At 68.7% G+C, this 16,593-nt stretch carries 18 protein-coding genes and 1 pseudogene; 12 read left to right on the top strand and 7 right to left on the bottom strand.

The window, feature by feature from the left end; genetic code table 11:
• Positions 1–620: 620 nt before the first annotated feature.
• From ACIBTV_RS30135 to ACIBTV_RS30150, 4 genes are read right to left on the bottom strand one after another with little or no spacing between them, the layout of a single operon-like run.
• Positions 621–3,728 (bottom strand): ATP-binding protein, encoded by a 3,108-nt coding sequence (locus ACIBTV_RS30135; RefSeq protein ID WP_396710357.1) that lies wholly within the window; start codon positions 3,726–3,728, stop codon positions 621–623.
• A complete protein-coding gene (locus ACIBTV_RS30140; protein ID WP_396710358.1) occupies positions 3,725–4,897 on the bottom strand; it encodes an NAD(P)/FAD-dependent oxidoreductase in 1,173 nt (390 codons plus the stop codon). The genes ACIBTV_RS30135 and ACIBTV_RS30140 overlap by 4 nt, the downstream gene beginning before the upstream one ends.
• Positions 4,898–4,919: 22 nt before the next feature.
• Positions 4,920–6,131 (bottom strand): FAD-dependent oxidoreductase, encoded by a 1,212-nt coding sequence (locus ACIBTV_RS30145; RefSeq protein WP_396710359.1) that lies wholly within the window; start codon positions 6,129–6,131, stop codon positions 4,920–4,922.
• Between the two features lie 3 nt (positions 6,132–6,134).
• The gene (locus tag ACIBTV_RS30150; RefSeq protein ID WP_396710361.1) at positions 6,135–6,707 is read right to left on the bottom strand and encodes an OsmC family protein; all 573 of its coding nucleotides are present in this window, start codon (positions 6,705–6,707) and stop codon (positions 6,135–6,137) included.
• Positions 6,708–7,317: 610 nt separating this feature from the next.
• On the opposite strand from ACIBTV_RS30150, the gene ACIBTV_RS30155 reads away from it, so the two are divergent.
• From ACIBTV_RS30155 to ACIBTV_RS30170, 4 genes are all read left to right on the top strand, one after another.
• Positions 7,318–8,052: a PIG-L deacetylase family protein gene (locus tag ACIBTV_RS30155; RefSeq protein WP_396710363.1), complete on the top strand. Its 735-nt coding sequence runs from the start codon at positions 7,318–7,320 to the stop codon at positions 8,050–8,052.
• Positions 8,053–8,093: 41 nt separating this feature from the next.
• Complete coding sequence (locus ACIBTV_RS30160) at positions 8,094–8,846, top strand: AzlC family ABC transporter permease (RefSeq protein ID WP_396710365.1); 753 nt, start codon at positions 8,094–8,096, stop codon at positions 8,844–8,846.
• Positions 8,843–9,157, top strand: coding sequence for an AzlD domain-containing protein (locus ACIBTV_RS30165; protein WP_396710367.1), 315 nt, complete (start codon positions 8,843–8,845; stop codon positions 9,155–9,157). The genes ACIBTV_RS30160 and ACIBTV_RS30165 overlap by 4 nt, the downstream gene beginning before the upstream one ends.
• Positions 9,158–9,345: 188 nt before the next feature.
• Entirely contained in the window at positions 9,346–9,957 is a 612-nt protein-coding gene (locus ACIBTV_RS30170) for a hypothetical protein (protein ID WP_396710369.1), read from the top strand.
• 92 nt (positions 9,958–10,049) lie between these two features.
• On the opposite strand, the gene ACIBTV_RS30175 is transcribed toward ACIBTV_RS30170, so the two are convergent.
• Positions 10,050–10,223, bottom strand: a complete 174-nt coding sequence (locus ACIBTV_RS30175; RefSeq protein ID WP_396710371.1) for a hypothetical protein — start codon at positions 10,221–10,223, stop codon at positions 10,050–10,052.
• 155 nt (positions 10,224–10,378) lie between these two features.
• Here ACIBTV_RS30175 and ACIBTV_RS30180 point away from each other — a divergent pair, with 155 nt between their 5' ends.
• The 6 genes from ACIBTV_RS30180 to ACIBTV_RS30205 all read left to right on the top strand — a co-directional run bounded on the left by ACIBTV_RS30180 (position 10,379) and on the right by ACIBTV_RS30205 (position 14,581).
• Positions 10,379–10,693, top strand: coding sequence for a hypothetical protein (locus ACIBTV_RS30180; RefSeq protein ID WP_396710373.1), 315 nt, complete (start codon positions 10,379–10,381; stop codon positions 10,691–10,693).
• Positions 10,690–11,352 carry a Type 1 glutamine amidotransferase-like domain-containing protein gene (locus tag ACIBTV_RS30185; protein ID WP_396710375.1) on the top strand — a complete coding sequence of 221 codons (663 nt, stop codon included), beginning with the start codon at positions 10,690–10,692 and terminating at the stop codon, positions 11,350–11,352. Before ACIBTV_RS30180 ends, ACIBTV_RS30185 begins: the two co-directional genes overlap by 4 nt.
• Before the next feature lie 161 nt (positions 11,353–11,513).
• Positions 11,514–12,398 carry a DUF1963 domain-containing protein gene (locus ACIBTV_RS30190; protein WP_396710377.1) on the top strand — a complete coding sequence of 295 codons (885 nt, stop codon included), beginning with the start codon at positions 11,514–11,516 and terminating at the stop codon, positions 12,396–12,398.
• A gap of 396 nt (positions 12,399–12,794) precedes the next feature.
• Positions 12,795–13,277 carry a hypothetical protein gene (locus tag ACIBTV_RS30195; RefSeq protein WP_396710379.1) on the top strand — a complete coding sequence of 161 codons (483 nt, stop codon included), beginning with the start codon at positions 12,795–12,797 and terminating at the stop codon, positions 13,275–13,277.
• 175 nt (positions 13,278–13,452) lie between these two features.
• On the top strand, positions 13,453–13,872 hold the full coding sequence (locus ACIBTV_RS30200) for a hypothetical protein (protein ID WP_396710381.1): 420 nt from the start codon (positions 13,453–13,455) through the stop codon (positions 13,870–13,872).
• Positions 13,873–13,978: 106 nt separating this feature from the next.
• Positions 13,979–14,581 (top strand): hypothetical protein, encoded by a 603-nt coding sequence (locus ACIBTV_RS30205; RefSeq protein WP_396710383.1) that lies wholly within the window; start codon positions 13,979–13,981, stop codon positions 14,579–14,581.
• A gap of 58 nt (positions 14,582–14,639) precedes the next feature.
• Here the strand turns inward: ACIBTV_RS30205 and ACIBTV_RS30210 are convergent, their stop codons facing one another.
• The gene (locus ACIBTV_RS30210) at positions 14,640–14,996 is read right to left on the bottom strand and encodes a hypothetical protein (protein WP_396710384.1); all 357 of its coding nucleotides are present in this window, start codon (positions 14,994–14,996) and stop codon (positions 14,640–14,642) included.
• Here ACIBTV_RS30210 and ACIBTV_RS30215 point away from each other — a divergent pair.
• A pseudogene (locus ACIBTV_RS30215) lies at positions 14,932–15,452 on the top strand (XRE family transcriptional regulator); the annotation flags it as partial. The gene ACIBTV_RS30210 and the pseudogene ACIBTV_RS30215 sit on opposite strands and share 65 nt — an antisense overlap.
• Here ACIBTV_RS30215 and ACIBTV_RS30220 read toward each other — a convergent pair.
• The gene (locus ACIBTV_RS30220; protein ID WP_396710386.1) at positions 15,357–15,971 is read right to left on the bottom strand and encodes a TetR/AcrR family transcriptional regulator; all 615 of its coding nucleotides are present in this window, start codon (positions 15,969–15,971) and stop codon (positions 15,357–15,359) included. The pseudogene ACIBTV_RS30215 and the gene ACIBTV_RS30220 sit on opposite strands and share 96 nt — an antisense overlap.
• 47 nt (positions 15,972–16,018) lie before the next feature.
• On the opposite strand from ACIBTV_RS30220, the gene ACIBTV_RS30225 reads away from it, so the two are divergent.
• Positions 16,019–16,576 carry an HXXEE domain-containing protein gene (locus tag ACIBTV_RS30225; protein ID WP_396710388.1) on the top strand — a complete coding sequence of 186 codons (558 nt, stop codon included), beginning with the start codon at positions 16,019–16,021 and terminating at the stop codon, positions 16,574–16,576.
• The last annotated feature ends 17 nt before the right edge of the window (positions 16,577–16,593 follow it).

The raw sequence follows: 16,593 nt of genomic DNA on the forward strand, positions 1-16,593 counted from the left end.
GCTTCGACGTCATGCTGATGTGCTCTCCTCAGGGCCGTCCAGGAAGAGTATCCCCTGGTAGACGGGCTGTCTCACATCAGCGTGACAGGGGGGGGTCGCGCCGGCCACTGGCCAGGCGTCGATGCCAACGTGCGGCCGTTCCCGCCCGCGGTTACGGCGGATATGACGAACGACCTGCGGCAGCACTCAACCGCGTCCGGCCGGCGACAGCCCGGCGACAAGTCTGGGGATCGGGGGGCAGGTTGGGAGCAACCGGCTGCCCTGAAGGGCTCCGAACGGAATCCTCGTCAGCACCTGTGATGATCCACGCTCGTCAATGACGCGGATGTCACCACGGTAACGGCGACCTGGTCGACACCGGCCGACCGGTGCCCGGGCGCCCGCCACGACAGCAGAGCCCTGGCCGAATCCGGCATCGCCGACCGGATGGGCCCCGGCCATCTGCAATAAGGCAGGCCCGGCATGCCCAACGACTTCGGCCACCTGGCCACTGGCGCGATCACCGGCACCACCCGCAAACCGCCTAAGCAGACGTGGTTGACGTCCGACGCGCCTGCAACAAGCCCCGCACCTGGGGATAAGCCGTTCTGCTGCCCCGCGGACCCCGCGAGGCGCCGAGATCAGCCGGCGCGGCAACGGGCCGCGTCCAGGGGGTGCGCGACATCGTCGAACATCTCTGCCGCGCGGTGCCGCAGTTGCCGTGCCTGCTCCGCGTCGCCTTCGGCCGCCAGGAGATGCGCGCGGGCTTCCAGCGTGGCGGCCTGCCACGCCGTGCCCTCCCAGAGAGTGCTTGAACGTTCCGCCGCCGCGAGAAACGTCCGCGCCGCGTCCAGGTCGCCGATACGGACGCAGGTGATGGTCGCAGGCACCTCGAACATGATGGCGCAGAAGTCGCAGGAGTCGGTCTGGGCCATGGCGGCCTTCGCCGCGTCGATGGCCGCCCGGGCGGCCTCCGGCGAGTCCGCGGCGGCCACCGTCGTGCCGTAGATCCGCTGAATCAGGTGGGGGGCGAGCACGGAGGAGCGCGCCAAGGGAAGTGCCCGACGAAGTAGCCGCGTCGCGGTGCGCAGGTGACCACGCGTGAGGTGCACTTCCGCGAGCCGCTGCAACGAATGCGCCTCGCCGGCGGTGGCGCCGATCTCGCGATGTAGGTCAACGGCCGTGCTGAGTTCGCGTTCGGCTTCGTCGAGATTGCCGGCAAGTAGTTCCGCCTCGCCGGCCAGGGCCCTGGCGAAGGCGACAGCCCGCAGGACGCCGGAGGACTGGGCGGTACGGCGCAGGCCCTGAGCGAGGTCGATGACGTCCTCGTAGGGCGTGGGCCCGTAGAGCAGATATTCGGCGACGCAGAGATGCGCGTCGAAGACGGTGGTGGCCAGCCCGGGATCATCGCGGGTACGCATCAGCTCTGCGCGCAGCGTGTGGTTCCATTCACCACGGGTGTGCGTGATCAGCCCACGCAGGGCGACCAGGTTTGACTGGAGCAGGGCGGAGCCTTGTGCCGGGTCGGCGCGTAGCGAATCGGAGACCGCGGCCCTGGCGCCGTCGATGTCGCCGGTGAAGTAGGCGAGAGCGCCGTGGGCGAGTAGGACGGCCGAATCGTCCGGCCCGCCGTCGGGCTCCAGACCGTGCAGGACCGCCGCTGCGGTGTCGGTGTCCCCGGACAGGACCGCGAGCTGGCCCATCCGTGCCCGCAGCACTCGAGCCTGCCGTTGGTCGGCGACCGCGAGCGCCTCACGGTAGGCGGAGAGTGCTGCGGGGTCGCCGATCGCGGCGAGCGCGTCGGCTCGCAGGGTCAGGGCAGCTACCCGATCCTCGTCGCGGGCCGCCCCGAGAATCGACTCCACCAGGGACAGGGCGTCTCGAAAGGCGCCGACCGCCACCTCGGTCTGCGCGGCGCGCAGCACAAAAGGCACGGCTGCAGCGGTGTCACCTGCGGCGAGTAGGTGGTGGCCGACGCGTGCCGGTGACGCGCCGAACTCGATCAGGCGCCGCGCGCAGGATCGGTGCAGGGCCGAACGCCGGTGGGGCGGGACCGCGTCCAGCAGAGCCTCGCGGATGAGCGGATGGCGAAACCGGAAGCCCCCCAGGGTCCGCTCGATGACCAGGACGGCCAGGGCGGCGTCCAGGCAGTCGAACGCCTGTTCCTCGGGCAGATCGCTCATCGCGATGAACCCGTCGGTGTCGAAGGTGGAGCCCATGAGCGCCACGCGCTCCAGCGCCGCACGTGTGGGTGGGGCCAGTGAGCCCAGCACCGCCTCGGCCGGCGCGCGAAGCTCTCCATCGACGGCCGAGCGAGCCAGCTCGGTGACCATGAACGGGACTCCACCAGAGATCGACCAGACATGTTCCACGACATCGTCCGGCAGGTCCGGTGCCTGCGCGGCGACGAGCGCGGCGGTCTCAGATTGGGTCAGTGACGGCAGCGCGAGGTCGAGCGCGCCGGACCGGCCGAGCAGGCTGTTGCGGATCCGCTCGAAGGCGTCCGTGGTCGGCTGACGTCGGTGGGTGAGCAGGAGCACCAGCCGTTCGTCCCGGCAGCTACGGACCAGGTATCGCAGTAGCCGCAGGGTCCCTTCGTCTGCGTCGTGGACATCCTCGACGGTTAGCAGCAGACCCGGTCCGGCTGCCGCGAGGCGTGCCAGTTGGGCCACCGCAATGAACAACCGCTGCGGAGCGCTCTGGCCGGCCCAGTTCCCGACGTCCCCTGACAATGCCCGGTCGATATCGTCCCGATAGCGGTCGTTGAGGCCGTCGAGCAGGGTGGGATGGCGGCGGGCGAGGTCGGCCAGCGCTTCCAACACGGGGGCGAAGGGCCAGGCGCCTTCGACCGCCGAGACAACGCCTTGACCGGTACGCCAGCCGCGGGCGACGACCCGCTCGCGTAGCCACGCGGCAAGGGTGGACTTGCCCATGCCGGCGGCGCCCGCGATGAGGACCGCGCGGCCGCGTCCCGTTGCGGCCTCCTCGATCACACGCTCCAACGCGACTCGTTCCCGCCTCCTTCCGACGAGGAACTGGCTCGCGGCCCCCTGCGAGGTCGGGCCGATCAGCGCATCTCGCAGCGCCAGCGCCTCCGCGTCGGGCGCCGCACCGAGTTCGAGCTGACGGGCCCGGTCGAGACGTTCGAACAGGCGCAGCGCAGTGTGGTGGTCGCCGGACGCGGCACGCTCACGCATCAACGCCACACCTACGCGTACGTCGGTCGGGTCCGCTGCGACCAGATCGCTCCACCGCCCGGCGAGCCGACACACCTCGAGGTAGGTGCGGCGCAGTCGCTCACGGTGCCCCTGGGCCCACTCCTCGTAGCGGTCTTCCGGCAGTAGATCACCGCTGTATGCGTCGACGGCCCGACCGGCCGCCGTGACGTCCTCGTTTTTCAGTGCCTCCGAAGCAAGATCATCGAAATCGACCGCGTCGATGTGGACTTCGGTCCCGGCGTTCGGGAAGAGCGAGACCAACTCCCGGTGAAGTACCACACCATCGGGGCCGAGGACCCGGCGGGCGTAGTGTGCGGCCTTGTGCAGCCGGGGTGCCGCCTCCTCGACGGTGGCATTCGGCCAGAGTGCCGCGATGACCTGCTCACGGTGGAGCTGCCGGCCCGGCGCGAGCGCCAACAGTTTGACAAGCGTGATCGGCTGGCGCCGGGTCCACGCCGTGTCCGGCACCGCGACCGTGTCGACCGTCACCCCGAATCCACCAAGAAGGCGCACCGTCACGCGATTTCTCATCTGTCAATGGTAACGGCGCCACCGGGACCGGTTAGTGCCTCCACCTCGGCGCTGAAAGCGGAACTCAGCCGCAGGAGTAACTCGCGTAACGCTGGCATGTCCCACCGGTAGCCGGCGAGTTCATCGACGACGTCGAAAATGGGTGTCGCGAGCTGATCCCGTTGCGCCTGGTATGCGGCCAGCGCCTCGATTTCCCCGACACCGGACAGAATCGCCGCGACCTGCCGTGAAAGCAGGTCTGCGTCACGCAACGCATCGGTGATCCCATTAGTGCTCAACGGGTCGATGAACTGACCGGCGTCCCCTACCAGCGCCCATCCCGCTCCGTGGGCCTGCCGCAGGTAACCGAAGCGTCCAGGGAAGCCGTGAAGTCGTCGCGGCGCAAGCGACTCGGACAGCCGGCCGGCGGCCGCCGGACCGGTCGCGTCGGCAAGCAGCCGCAGGTACGAACCCCGCAGGTCACCACCGACCTCCCGATTGAACCGTTCGGCGCTGGTTCCGGCGAAGACACAAACCTTGCCGTCATTGGTGGGAATCATTCCTGCCGATGCGCCCGGGCGGTAGAACCACTCGTAGTCGGTGACCTCGAGCCCGTCCCAGTAGCCATAGATGATCGCGCTGCTGGCGCTTCCGACGCGCACGTTCGGCGCCCCCACCAGGCGAGCCACGGTCGACCCGGCACCGTCGGCGCCGACGGTCAGCCAGGACCGCACCCGCACCGGCGCCGATGAGTGGTCGTGGCCCACGACGCCGGTGATCCGCCCGGACCGGTCGCGCTCCAGGCCGGTGACGGTGACGCCGTACCGAACTGTGGCGCCGGCGTTCTCGGCGGCTTCGGCGAGAAGCCGATCCAGAATCGTGCGGCGCGGGGCGTAAAGGGCATCCACGCCGGCAGCGGGCTTGATCGACACTGTGACCTGATCACCCGGATAGTGGAAGCGGGTGCGCCGCACCGCAGGCGTGTCTGCCGCCACGATGGGATCCAGCAGGCCCCACCGGGCGAGTTGGGCCACGCCCGCCCGCATCAGCGCATGAGTCGAGAGCGTGTCGGCGCCGGGCTTGGCCCGCTCCAACACCAACACCCGCAGACCCTGCCGCGCCAGCAGTAGCGCCGTCGCGGCACCCGCCGGCCTGGCCCCGACGACGACTACGTCGTAGTCCTCCGTCATGCCAACCTCTCTCTACTGATAGTTACTTGGCGAAATCGAGACTTCGGTGGCGGAGCCGCACGGCGATATGCTCGGCGAGATACGCCGCGTCGTGCCGGGCGCCATCAATCAGAGTGGCGTTTCGTCGGTGCTGAAACCGCAGCCCGACGGCGTAGAGCCCAGGCGCGTCGGTAATCCCGCGTCGGTGACGCAGGTGACCAGCACTGTCCAGCACCGGCACCCGCAGCCACGGATAGACGGGTCGAAACCCGGTCGCCCACACCACGGAACTCAGACCGGTCACCTGTCGTAGCCCGCCGTCGATGACAAGACCCGGAATGTCGGCCGAGCGGGTAAAACCGGCGTACCGGTCAATCGCGCCCAACACCCGGCGCAACCGGTTCTCGGCCCGTGTCGTCGTGTCCTGGAGATCGTCCGCGAAGATCGCTCGCTCCCTCCCGTCCACCTGGACCAGGCGACCCGCCAGGCGAACTCCGCGATCCCTGAGCACGCCCAGGTCAAGCGCCCGACCGGCCGCGAGCTGGAACGACGGCTCGCGGCGGGCGCGGTGCGGGTCGGGCACCTCGTCAAGGGTGCGGTCCAGGCTCCCGAGGCGGTCCAGCCACCACAACATGTCCCGGCCGCCATACCGCCGCGGCATCCGCGTGTGCTCGCCGACTGCCAGGGTCACCTCACGGCCGGACCGGGCCAGCTCATCGGCGATCTGCACCCCGGTGGACGACGCGCCGACCACGAGAACGCCACCGGCGGGTAACTGCGTGGGATTCCGGTACGCAGCCGCGCCGATCTGAGTGATCGTCGGCGAAAACCCGCCACTCAACGCCGGCACCAGCGACCGGGAGTGGTACCCGGTGGCGATGACGACGCAGCGCGTCCGCCACGTGCCCGCGTCGGTGTCGACCAGATAACTCTCACCGTCAGCCCGAACCTCGATGACAGTGGTGTTCTCCAGCACCGGCGCCCGGCTGGTCCTGGCGTACGCGGACAGATGGTCAGCGAAAGCCGCAGCAGACATGAACCCATCGGGGTCGTCGCCCTGGTAGGACCAACCGGGCAACCGGGAGAGCCAGTTCGGGGTCAGTAGTCGGCATGAGTCCCACCGGTCCGACCGCCACCGCTGCGCCACCTGGCCGCGTTCGAGTACGACATGCTCGATGCCGTATCCGGTAAGGCAGTGGCTCATCGCCAGCCCGGCGTGGCCCGCACCGATGATGACCGTATCGGTGGTCGTCATGGTCTACTCGGTCGTTACGTCGATGGCGACCGGTACGCCGTTGGTGAACACGTCGTAGACAGCCGAACGGCGACGTGACTGTTCGACCAGCCCCCGCAGGACGTCGTCCGGGGCGTCCCCGGAAATCCGGAAGCTCACCGAGATCCCCTGGTAGCCGTTGCGCACCTCCTCGGACAGGCCGAGAATGCCGAGCAGGTCGATGTCGCCGACGACGGTCGCCTCAACCGAGTTCAGCTTCACCCCACGGGCGGCCGCGATGTTCGCCAGGCCCGACGTGAGACACGACGCGATCGCGTGCAGCAGATACTCCACCGGCGTGGGGCCGTTTCCCCCGCCCACCAACACCGCAGGGTGATCCGAATCATAGGTGAACGGATCAGTGCGGCTCACGTCCTCCTGACCGGCGCCGTAGAAGCCCTGAATCTCGCTTCGGTTATGAGTGCCACTGATCCACCGGTTGACCGCACGAAACTGGAACTTCGCCAACTCCGGCTGAGACCGCACGACATTGAGCGTGGCGAAGAGGGTCGGCGTGTCAACGCCATTGAGCGGCGGCCGCTCCGCAGTCGTACCCACAGTCCTTCTCCCTTGTGTCGCCCATTCCGGACCCGACTTTGTCGCGGTGACAACCGGAGCAGGCAACGCCGGGAAAGCTACGAGCCCCGCCTTCCCGCAACCTTCCCAGCTCTTGTCTGTCGGGTTGAGTCGGGATCGTTTCCCCGGGTCACGCGTCAGAAGTTCGGCGGAGCCGCCGACAGGGACGGCCAGTCGGGACCGCCTGGGGCGCCCCAGGCGAGGCATGCCAGAAGATCTTGATTACCCGGCCCGAGATTGTCAGGCACGGTGGGCTCATCCGCGCGAGCCGACGCGGGAAATTGTGGCCGGGCGATCGGGCGATCGGGCGACCGCACGGGCTGCCGGCGGCCTGGTCGTGCCCGGGCCGGGGTGGGCGTCGGGAAGGTTGCGGGAAGGTGGGGCTCGTAACTTCTCTCATGTCGCTCGCTCCGGTTGTCGCCGCAGCACAGGTCAGGCCCGGTGGGGGTGACGCGGTGAACAGGTGTGGGGCGGCCATTCTCGGCGGTCCCGTGCCGCCGACCCGCATTTCCCGCGGTCGCCGTGTTCGCGGTTGTTGATCACACGGTGGAAGCACCCTTCAGGAGCACCACCTTCAATTTTGGAGAGCGTGATGAACGTCGATGAGCTGGGCTCGATTCTAGGAATTTGGGCACATCCCGACGACGAGGCCTACCTGTCCGGCGGTCTGATGGCGATGGCCCGTGACGCCGGCTCGGAGGTTGTCTGCGTCACGGCCACCCGGGGCGAACGCGGCACGTCCGACCCGGTGACGTGGCCGCCGGATCGGCTGGCGGTGATCCGCCAGGACGAGTTGGCACGCAGCCTGGGGGTGCTCGGCGTCACACGGCACCATTGGCTGGGCTACTCCGACGGTGAATGCGCCACCGTTCCCCCAGCCGAGCCGGTCGCCCGGCTGTCCGAGCTGATCGACGAGATCCGGCCAGACACGGTCGTGACCTTTGGTCCGGATGGCCACACGGGGCACCCGGACCATCAGGCGGTGTCAGCCTGGGTCGAGGGCGCATTCCGCCGGGCCGCCCCTGCCGGCACACGGCTGCTGCACGCTGCCGTCAGCCACGAATGGGCGCAGACGTGGAGTGACGTCCACCGCGAATTCGCCATCTTCCAGGACGGATATCCGCTCGCGGTGGACCACGACCAACTCGCCGTGGAACTCGTGCTGGACGACAGGACGCTCTCCCGCAAGCTCGATGCCCTCATGGCGCAGGCGTCCCAAACGAGCGGACTGATCACGCTGATGGGCCTCTCACGCTACACGCGGTGGGTCAGTCAGGAGTCGTTCGTGGAGGCGACACGAGTCCCGGAAATCTCCGCAGCCAGATGAGACCTCAGCAGGGGCGGGATGTCGCCGCTGGAGTACGAAGCATGCTGCCGTGGCTGGTCGCGGTGGCGCCGTTCGGCCTCATCATCGGCGTCACCGCGGGGCAGGCGAGTATCCCTTCGGCGGTCGGCTGGTTCACCGGGCCAGCGATCTACGGCGGCAGCGCCCAGATTGCCGCGATCCAACTGCTGGACAGCGGTGCCGCCGCAGCATCGGTGATCGCGACCGTACTCGTCATCAACCTGCGACTTGTGCTCTACTCGGCGGCGCTCGCCCGATACTGGCGCGGAACGCCGCTGTGGTGGCGACTGCTCGCCGGCTACCTGCTCATCGACCCGTCCTTCGTCGTTGGCATTCGCCGCTACGAAGACCATCGATCGACGCATGCGGCAGCCCGTCAGGGCGACCAGCGGTTGACCTCGGACGGGGGCTTGGGAGATCTACGGCCGGCGCACGCCTTCTACTTCGGCGCAGCCGTCGTTCTGTGGGTGGGATGGCTGATCGCGCTCGGCGTCGGCGCGATCGTCGGGGCCAGCGTTCCCGAGGGTCTTCACCTGGAGCTGCTCATGCCGCTCTACCTCGTCGGCCAGGTCGTACCGAGTCTGCGTCAGCGAGCAACCCGTCGTGCCGTCGTCGTCAGCAGCGTCGTGGCGGGCGCGTGCATCGCCGCGCCGCTGAACCTCGGTATCGTCGTCGGTATCACCGCGGGGCTCGCAGCCGGATACCTCACGTCGCTCACAGACCGCCCAGGCGCGCCCGCCACGCCGGCTCCATCCGCACAGGAGCACCAGCTATGAACCCCTGGTTCGTCATCCTCGTCTCCGGCATCGGCAGTTACGCCTTGCGAATCTGTATGACGTTGACCGACCGGCTGACTCTCCCTCCGCGACTGGAGGCGTCCGCCGAGATGGTCGCACCAGCGGCCTTCGCCGCCCTCGCCGCGGCCAGCCTCGCCCCGTTGGTGGTTTCCGCCACCGGACTCTCCGCGGCCGCACCTGTCGTCCTAGCTGTTGCCGCAGCTGTCGCGGGGACCGCAGGAACAGGTAAACCCTACGTTGCGATGCTCGCTGGAATGCCCACCTACTGGGTCGCCGCCGCGCTGATGTGATCTCAAGGGCATCCGGTGGGTCTCGCCACTCGGGGCGTCGTCGGGTCAGGACGTGCGCGACGGATCGGTCTCCGGACGTGCGTGACACGTCCGGTTGGACGACCATCTGCAGACCGGTCATCGGGTGGGTGGCGGGGCAGCTCCTCGTCGGCAGCGATGCTCTTGGTGGAAGGCGGAGAAGGTAACAGGTGCTTACGGAGTACCAGCAGCAACTGCGGGCGAAATATCTGTCGGCTCCGCTGGTCGGGCCGCCCGAGCCGTGGCGGGCGATGGGCGGGACGTGCTCCTACGTTCCGGTCGGTGGCCTGCAGGGTGCCGGGTTCGGCGTGCACCCGGAGACCGGTGATGACCTGTTGCTGGTCGTCTCCATGGACGGCTTCGGTCTGCTGGACGCAGCCACGGGAACGAAGATCGCACGCGACCGCGACCCCGACCCTCAGGTAGCGACGCCAGACGGATCCGATCTGGCGTGTCCGGGCATCGGCGTCCTGACGGGCACCCGCGTCAGGATCGCGGGATTGTTCGGTGGCGGTCTGCATGCGACCACGGAGGACGGGTGGACCGTTGACGTCGTCGCGCCTGAGTGGCCCCATCACCGGGTCATCCTGTCTGCGGACGGCGGCCGCAACGCTGGCGATCCGGGGACCTCGTGGTGGCACATCTTCGACGATCAAGGGCATGGGGAGTTGCGGGCGGCCGGGTTTTCCCCCTCGGGCAGAACGCTGGTGGTCGCCACGAGCAGCGACGTGACGCTGTTCACCAGATCGGTGCCACACAGCTCACTCCCTGCCGGCGGATAGGTCGATCCGAATCTCGGGCTCGATCCGGCGCGGGGCTGTCCGGCGCGTCCGTACGTGCGTCAAGGTCTGTTTGACGTGCCGGCCGGACGGATTCAGTTGAAGGGCAGGTCTGGCGAGAGGGATCGATACCAGAGGCAGGGAGCGCAGCACAGGAGAACAACGAGTGTCACGATGGCGATCAGAGTGATGCCGCTGAGGCTGCCGATCGCCAACAGGCTCTTGACTGCGTTCCGCGTGTCGCCCGCCTCGTCCTCGACTCCGGCCATGACACTTCCTTGATCAGCAGGACTGGTTGATCAAATTCTGCCACGGGCCGCGTCGGCGGCGAGATGGCCCGATCGCCATCGTGGCCATGGCGCCGACCTGTCCACGCGAAGCGTGCGGATGACATCGGGACTGTCTCGGCGCGCGTAATCGCGCCGTGAGCTTCGACATCGCCCTCCAGCGGTTCCGTGGCGGGGATGGGGCCGCAGACGGCGGTGACGAGGCGCTCCGTGTCCCGGGCCCACTTCTCGGCGGTCCGCCGGACGGTGATTCCGGGCTCGTTCGGACCGCCGACGGTGATGCTGAGGTGTACGGCCTCGGTAGCGACGGACTGATGTTCACGCACGCCGACGGACGGCTGATCTGGCAGGTGCTGGTCGACGTTGCCCGCACCGCCGATTACCTGATCATGCCCGGTCCCGGGTATTTAGGCGCGCCCACCTGTCCGTGCGCGACCCTTGGGGAACCATGAAGCTCTTGCTGACGTCGGGCGGCGTCACGAACCCGAGCATCCACTCGGCGCTCGTGCGACTTCTCGGAAAGCCGATCGCCGAGTGCCACGCCCTGGTCATCCCGACCGCACAGTGGGGTCACCCGATGTGCGGCCCGGCATCCGTGCGGGGCCTGGTGGCCGCCGAGCCCAGGTGGCAGTCCTTCACCGGCCTGGGCTGGGCGTCGCTGGGTGTCCTGGAGCTCGCCGCACTGCCCACGATCGGCGCGGAGCGATGGGTGCCCTGGGTCCGGGAAGCCGACGTGCTCCTGGTCGACGGTGGCGACGCGACGTACCTGTGCCACTGGATGCGGGAGTCCGGGCTGGCCGATCTGCTGCCGTCGCTGCCGGACACGGTCTGGGTGGGAGTGAGTGCCGGAAGCATGGTGATGACGCCCCGGATCGGGGAGTACTTCGTGGAGTGGCCGTCCGCGCCGGACGACCGTACGCTGGTAATTGTCGATCTTCTTATCTTTCCGCATCTGAACTTGTTCCCGACGAACACCATGGCCGACGCGGAGCGGTGGGCCGCCGACATCGGCGGACCGGCCTACGCCATCGACGAACAGACGGGCATCAAGGTCGTTGACGGCTCGGTCGAGGCGGTCTCCGAAGGGCAGCGGACGACGTTCGGGGCATAGCCCTCCGGCATCCGTGACCTCGCGCCGTCGGAATCCACCCTGTCGCCGGCGCTTGCCGGCGCGGCCGCTCACATCGCTGGCCGCGTGCGGGAAGCCCTGGCGCACACCGAAGAGGTCACTGGTTCGGTCCCAGCTTCGCCCACGTGCCACCATGTCGGGCTATGGATCATCAGGGTCGGCTTCGTCGTGCAGCGCTCGCGTTGGGCATCCCGGACGACGAGGTCAGCCGGTTCATCCAGCACCTCCGTCTGTCGATCCGGTTGAGCGGCGGATCCAGCGGAGTTCCGGTCGGGCAGTTCGGTGGGTTGCCCCGGCTGCCGGTGGGCATGGACTGGCCGTCCGACGGGGTCGAGCCCTTGCCGTTCATCTTCTCGGTCGACTGTGCGGCGCTGCCAAGAGTCGACGGCCTCGGCCTGCCGGCAGACGGCTCGCTGCTGTTCTTCCTGGACCACGAGCAGGCCGCTGCCACCGGGGAGCGGAAGTATGGGCGAGTCGTGTATGCGCCGGCCGGCGCCGAGACCGAGGTGGCGGCAGGGTCCGCCGACCGGGCGTCCTCCGACAAGCAGTACGACGTCAGCGCCACGCTGCGCGCGGAGTTCCCCGACTGGTTCGGGGCGGACGAGGACGACGAGGACGACGATGACGACCTGTCGCCCTTCCAGCAGCAGGTGGCCCGCGACATCGAGCGCGACCTGCCGCACCTTGACGAACTCTGTGCTCTGGCCAACGAACTCTGGCCGCCTGACAACGGGTACGCCAGCGCCTACGTCGGCGGGTACGCCGTCGAGGAGGTGATCAAGAGTTTTGCGGAGCAGACCCTCGCGTGGCGTGAGAAGACCGGTGAGATCGTCATCCCGGTCGCGAAATGGTATTCCCGTGTGGAGGAGGAGACGTACCGGCTGACGAGCGAGTGGTTGTCGCTCGCCCGCTTTCCCGTCGATAACGAGTCCTATTACCGCAGTGGCGGGAGTTTCGTGATCCGTCACGACGACCTGGCCGCCGGCCGGCTGGACGAGGCGCTCCCCGTGGCTGAGCTGATCCCATAGAAGCTGGCCGCCTGCCGCCGGGCACGCCGTCCTCGATGCCGGTCGAGACGCCCGGTCAGCGGCAGAAGCCGACACTGCTGGCGTGCAGCGACCAGCCGACGAGCCCGTGGAACTTCCCTCTCGCAGTGGCGTCGGATCCGGCCAGAGTCGTTCGTGGAACGGGTGAGAGGCGGATCGGTCGCCCGCCCCGTGATGCTCAACCGGCCAGCGGCGAAGGTGACGCACACATGGGTCCTACGAGCACCGGGAAGGTAGCGGCGTGGCAAAGCTGATCTACGTGAACGGCGGCGTCCACCTCCGTTACCGCCCCCTCGGCCACTAACCCTCCTGTCCGTCGTAGGTGCGATGATGTCCCCGCCGTTTCGGGCTGCGGTTGGCGGGATCGGGGGCGCGGCAGTGAGGTACGTCAGCGTTGAGCGGAACAGCCACGGCGTGGCTCTGGATCCCGAGGCGTACCTCCAGCAGTTGCCGTCGTTCGCTGACTCGTTGCCCGAGGGAGCACGCAGGTTCGCTACGGACCCCGGCCACTACGACTTCTTCGGTCAGCGGTGCGTCAAAGACCTGAAGCCCGTGCGACTGACATCCGGTGAAGCGGGCGGACGCCGCTGGCTTGAGCTGTACCTGCGGCACAACTGTTGGAAGCACGAGGAAGATCTGACGATCCGCTACAGCGGCGTGCAGAGCCTGACGACTGAGCCCGCGGACCGCGACCGGGACGTCGCTCAGCTCCAGGACGTGATGTTGGACGAGGTGCTGCCGCACGAGCACGGGTGCCGACACGAGATCATCTGTCTCTCCGGAAGGCTGATCGTGACGAGCCAGGACCTGGCCGCAACCTGGCTGTACGCCGACTGCCCGGAGCGTGAGCCGGGCCAGTGAGCGGGCTCCGCCGACGTCCCCGCTACGACCAGGCTCGGAGGCCCTTCGAATCCGACCGGCGAGGGGTGGGGTCTGCGGGACCTCCGCGGGGACCTCTGGCTTCGTGGCTGTCTCACATCAGCGTGACAGGGGGGGGCGCCTACGGTCGACAGCTGTTCACTGGCAGGATGTACCCGTGAGTGCGGCGCAGCTTGAGCATCGCGACGACCGTGCCTGGCCGAAGGGCGCGGCGCCCGTGTCTCTTCTGGTTGGCTTGGCAGTGGTGGCTGCCGGAATTGTGATGACCACAGGCTCCAACCACGTCGTGCTTGCGGCGTTGTGCCTGCTGTTCGGTCTGACGGTGGGCTCGTCCCTGATTGTTGTCGGGATCAGCCGATGGCTGGGAGGTCAGCCGATTCCGTCCGGGCTCGGCGTCGTGTCGCTTCTGATCGGCGTCGCTGGACTGATCGTCTCCCGTTTGTTCGGCTTCATCGGCCCCGGAGGAACGCTCCTCATGGGCCTTGCGGGAGGTCTCCTACTCGCTAACGTCTGGGCGATCCGGGCCGCGAGGCGAAACCGTCGCCCAGAGCCGTCCACACGTCCGGGTGCACACTGACGACCTGATCAGAATCAACGTGGTCGGTGCCTCGTGATCGTCGGCCCGTCGCTCGGGACAGCAGCGACCAGAACGGGATGTCTGCCTGTGCTGGTACTTTCCGGCCGTGAATGATCAGCCGACGTGGATCGACCGGATCGTCGACGTGACCGGATGGCACCACGAGCCTGAGGGTGGTGCCGGCTGGGAGCAGGTGGAGACGGAAATCGGCGTCGCCCTGCCGTCGGACTTCAAGGAGCTGTGCCGACGGTTCGTGCCAGGGGCGTTCTACGCGTACCTGGACCTTCTGCGGCCGACCGACGATCATGCGCAGCCGCTGCTTCGGACGTGGGCCTCCTGTCGGCAGTGGGCGAACCAGCATGACTCCGCGGGGTTGTGGGCCCCCTACGAGATCTACGAGCCCGGCAAGGGGGCGGGTCTGATCCAGTGGGGGAGCGATCAGACCGAAGGGGAGTACTACTGGCTGGTGGACCGCTCGGTGGATGCCGACCGGTGGCCGGTGGTCGCACGGCGGGACGGCATCGAGCCGTGGCATCAGCTCGACATGTCGACAGCGGAGTTCGTCTACCGGGTCATCGCGGATCCGGAGTTCACGCCGTTCACGGTGGCTGCCCCACCGCGACGCCCTTTCTACCTGCCGCACTGGGGACCGTTTCCGATGAACGCCGACGACTGGGACGCTCTCACCAACCCGAACCGGAGAGACTGAACCAACCCCTCAGGAACTACAGGCAGGGGCCGAGAGGGTCGCCAAGAGTTTCGCGGCGTCAGGTCTTGTCGAGGGTGACGCAGTAGATCTGGCCGATGCTCTCCAGCCATGCGCCGTCAGCGGCACAGCCCGAGGCATCATGCGCGGTCCGGGTGATCTCAGCGTCGTGGGCGGTTCCGCAGTCGACCACCTTCGCCCGACCGCTCACCTCGCGGAGTCCACCGGTTGCGACGATGCTCGTGTCGTCGGTGACCTGGAAGCAGGTGCCGACGTGGAACGGCGCGGAATGTTCGTACCAGTGACGGACATGCAGGGACACGGCCACCCCGACCACCACCACCACCACGACCGCCGGCACGACGATCCAAACGGTCCGTCGTAGGCGGGGTTTGTTGCCCCTCGTGTCGTCGGCCACGGCCACCCTCCTGCGTACGGTCGCGCCCAGACTAAGGCCGGGAGCACGAACCTCCTGGCACTGTGGGGCGCGCTGAACTTCGAGGCGGCCTACACCGTCGCTCGGGCCGGTGAGGAAGGCCGGGCCTGGCGATACCGGGATCGCGCGGACGGTGTGGCGCAGCGTCTGCCGCAGCGCTACCACCAGCCGCAGACCTCGTTCTCGCGGGTCATCATGGGCGCTCGCGCGGTGACCGTGGCGGTCGAGTTGCAGAAGTCCGGTGAGGCTGTGCGCCAAGCACGCCGTCACGAGCCGGCGGCGATTCCGTCGAGGCCGCGCCGGGCACGCCACCCCATCGAGGTCGTGCGGGCCTGCGTCCACCTAGCTCGGTTGTGGCGATCGTCGCCGCGACGCGCTTCGGGCTGGGCGGCTCAGGGCCGTCCACGCGGTGTCGACGAGGTGGTCGATGTCGGTGTCGGTGAGCGTGCCGCTGACCAGCCACCGGTAGACGAGCGGGCCGGCGAGTAGGTCGCGGGCTGTGTCCGGTGAGGTGTCGCGGGGCAGGTCGCCGCGGGCGATGCCGCGGTTGACGACGTCGGTGATCGTGTCGAGGCGCGGGTGCAGGTACCGGTCTCGCAGCGGCGCGGCGAGGTCGTCGCGTCCGACGCTGTCGGCGAGGACGCCGAGGACGACTGGTGCCAGGCCGGTGCGGACGAGCCGGTCGACCAGGCCGTGTGCCAGGTGGTGCAGGTCGGTACGGGTGTCGCCGGTGTCCGGGGCGAGCGCGGGGGGCACCGCCCGGGCCAGGGCGTCGACGACGAGCTGGACCTTGTCGGGCCAGCGCCGGTAGATGGTCGGGCGGGTGACGCGGGCGCGCGTCGCCACCGCTTCGATGGACAGGCCGCCGTAGCCGGTCTCGCGCAGCAGGTCGGTGGTGGCATCCAGGATCGCCGTGTCGGTCTCCGGCCGCCGTGGACGGCCCCGGTCGTGCGGCATGTCACACCCTCGTTGATTTACAGACTGACTCGTAAATTATAGGTGTCATGACGTCGGAACGGGGCGGGGACCTCACTGCAGCGGCCACCTGGGGGCTGCTGGTGGCCTGGGCAGTCCACGACAGCGAAGAACTGGTCACGATGGGCGGTTGGCTGGACCGTGCCCGGCCGCGGCTGCGGGCCCGCTTCCCTCGGGTGCCCGAGCGGGTGTGGGATGGCCTGCGAGTCAGCCGGACGCAGGCTCGCGTCGCGATCGGCGTGATGGGTGCGGTCGTGGCCGCCGCGGCGGCGCGCGGGGCGCGCACCGGTGGACGCAGCCGCTTCTATCAGGCCACCCTGGTCGGGTTCGGAGTGCACGCGGGCGGCCACGTCGCCCAGAGCGTGGTCGTCCGCGGCTACACCCCGGGGGTCGTGACCGCGCCACTGGTCGCTGCCCCGTTCTCGCTGTGGGCCTGGCGCCAACTGGGGGCGGCGGGTGTGCCCCGAAACGCTCGGGCGGCGACGGCGGGCGCTGCCCTGCTGCTCCCGGTCAGCGTCCTGGCGTCCCACGCCGTGGCCCGCCTGCTGACACCTCACCCGACCACGCCGAGGACGCGACCGGTCTGACGACGACGCGGCAACGC

Origin of the sequence: Micromonospora sp. NPDC049366, assembly GCF_044466625.1 — a bacterium.
Lineage (GTDB): Bacteria > Actinomycetota > Actinomycetes > Mycobacteriales > Micromonosporaceae > Micromonospora.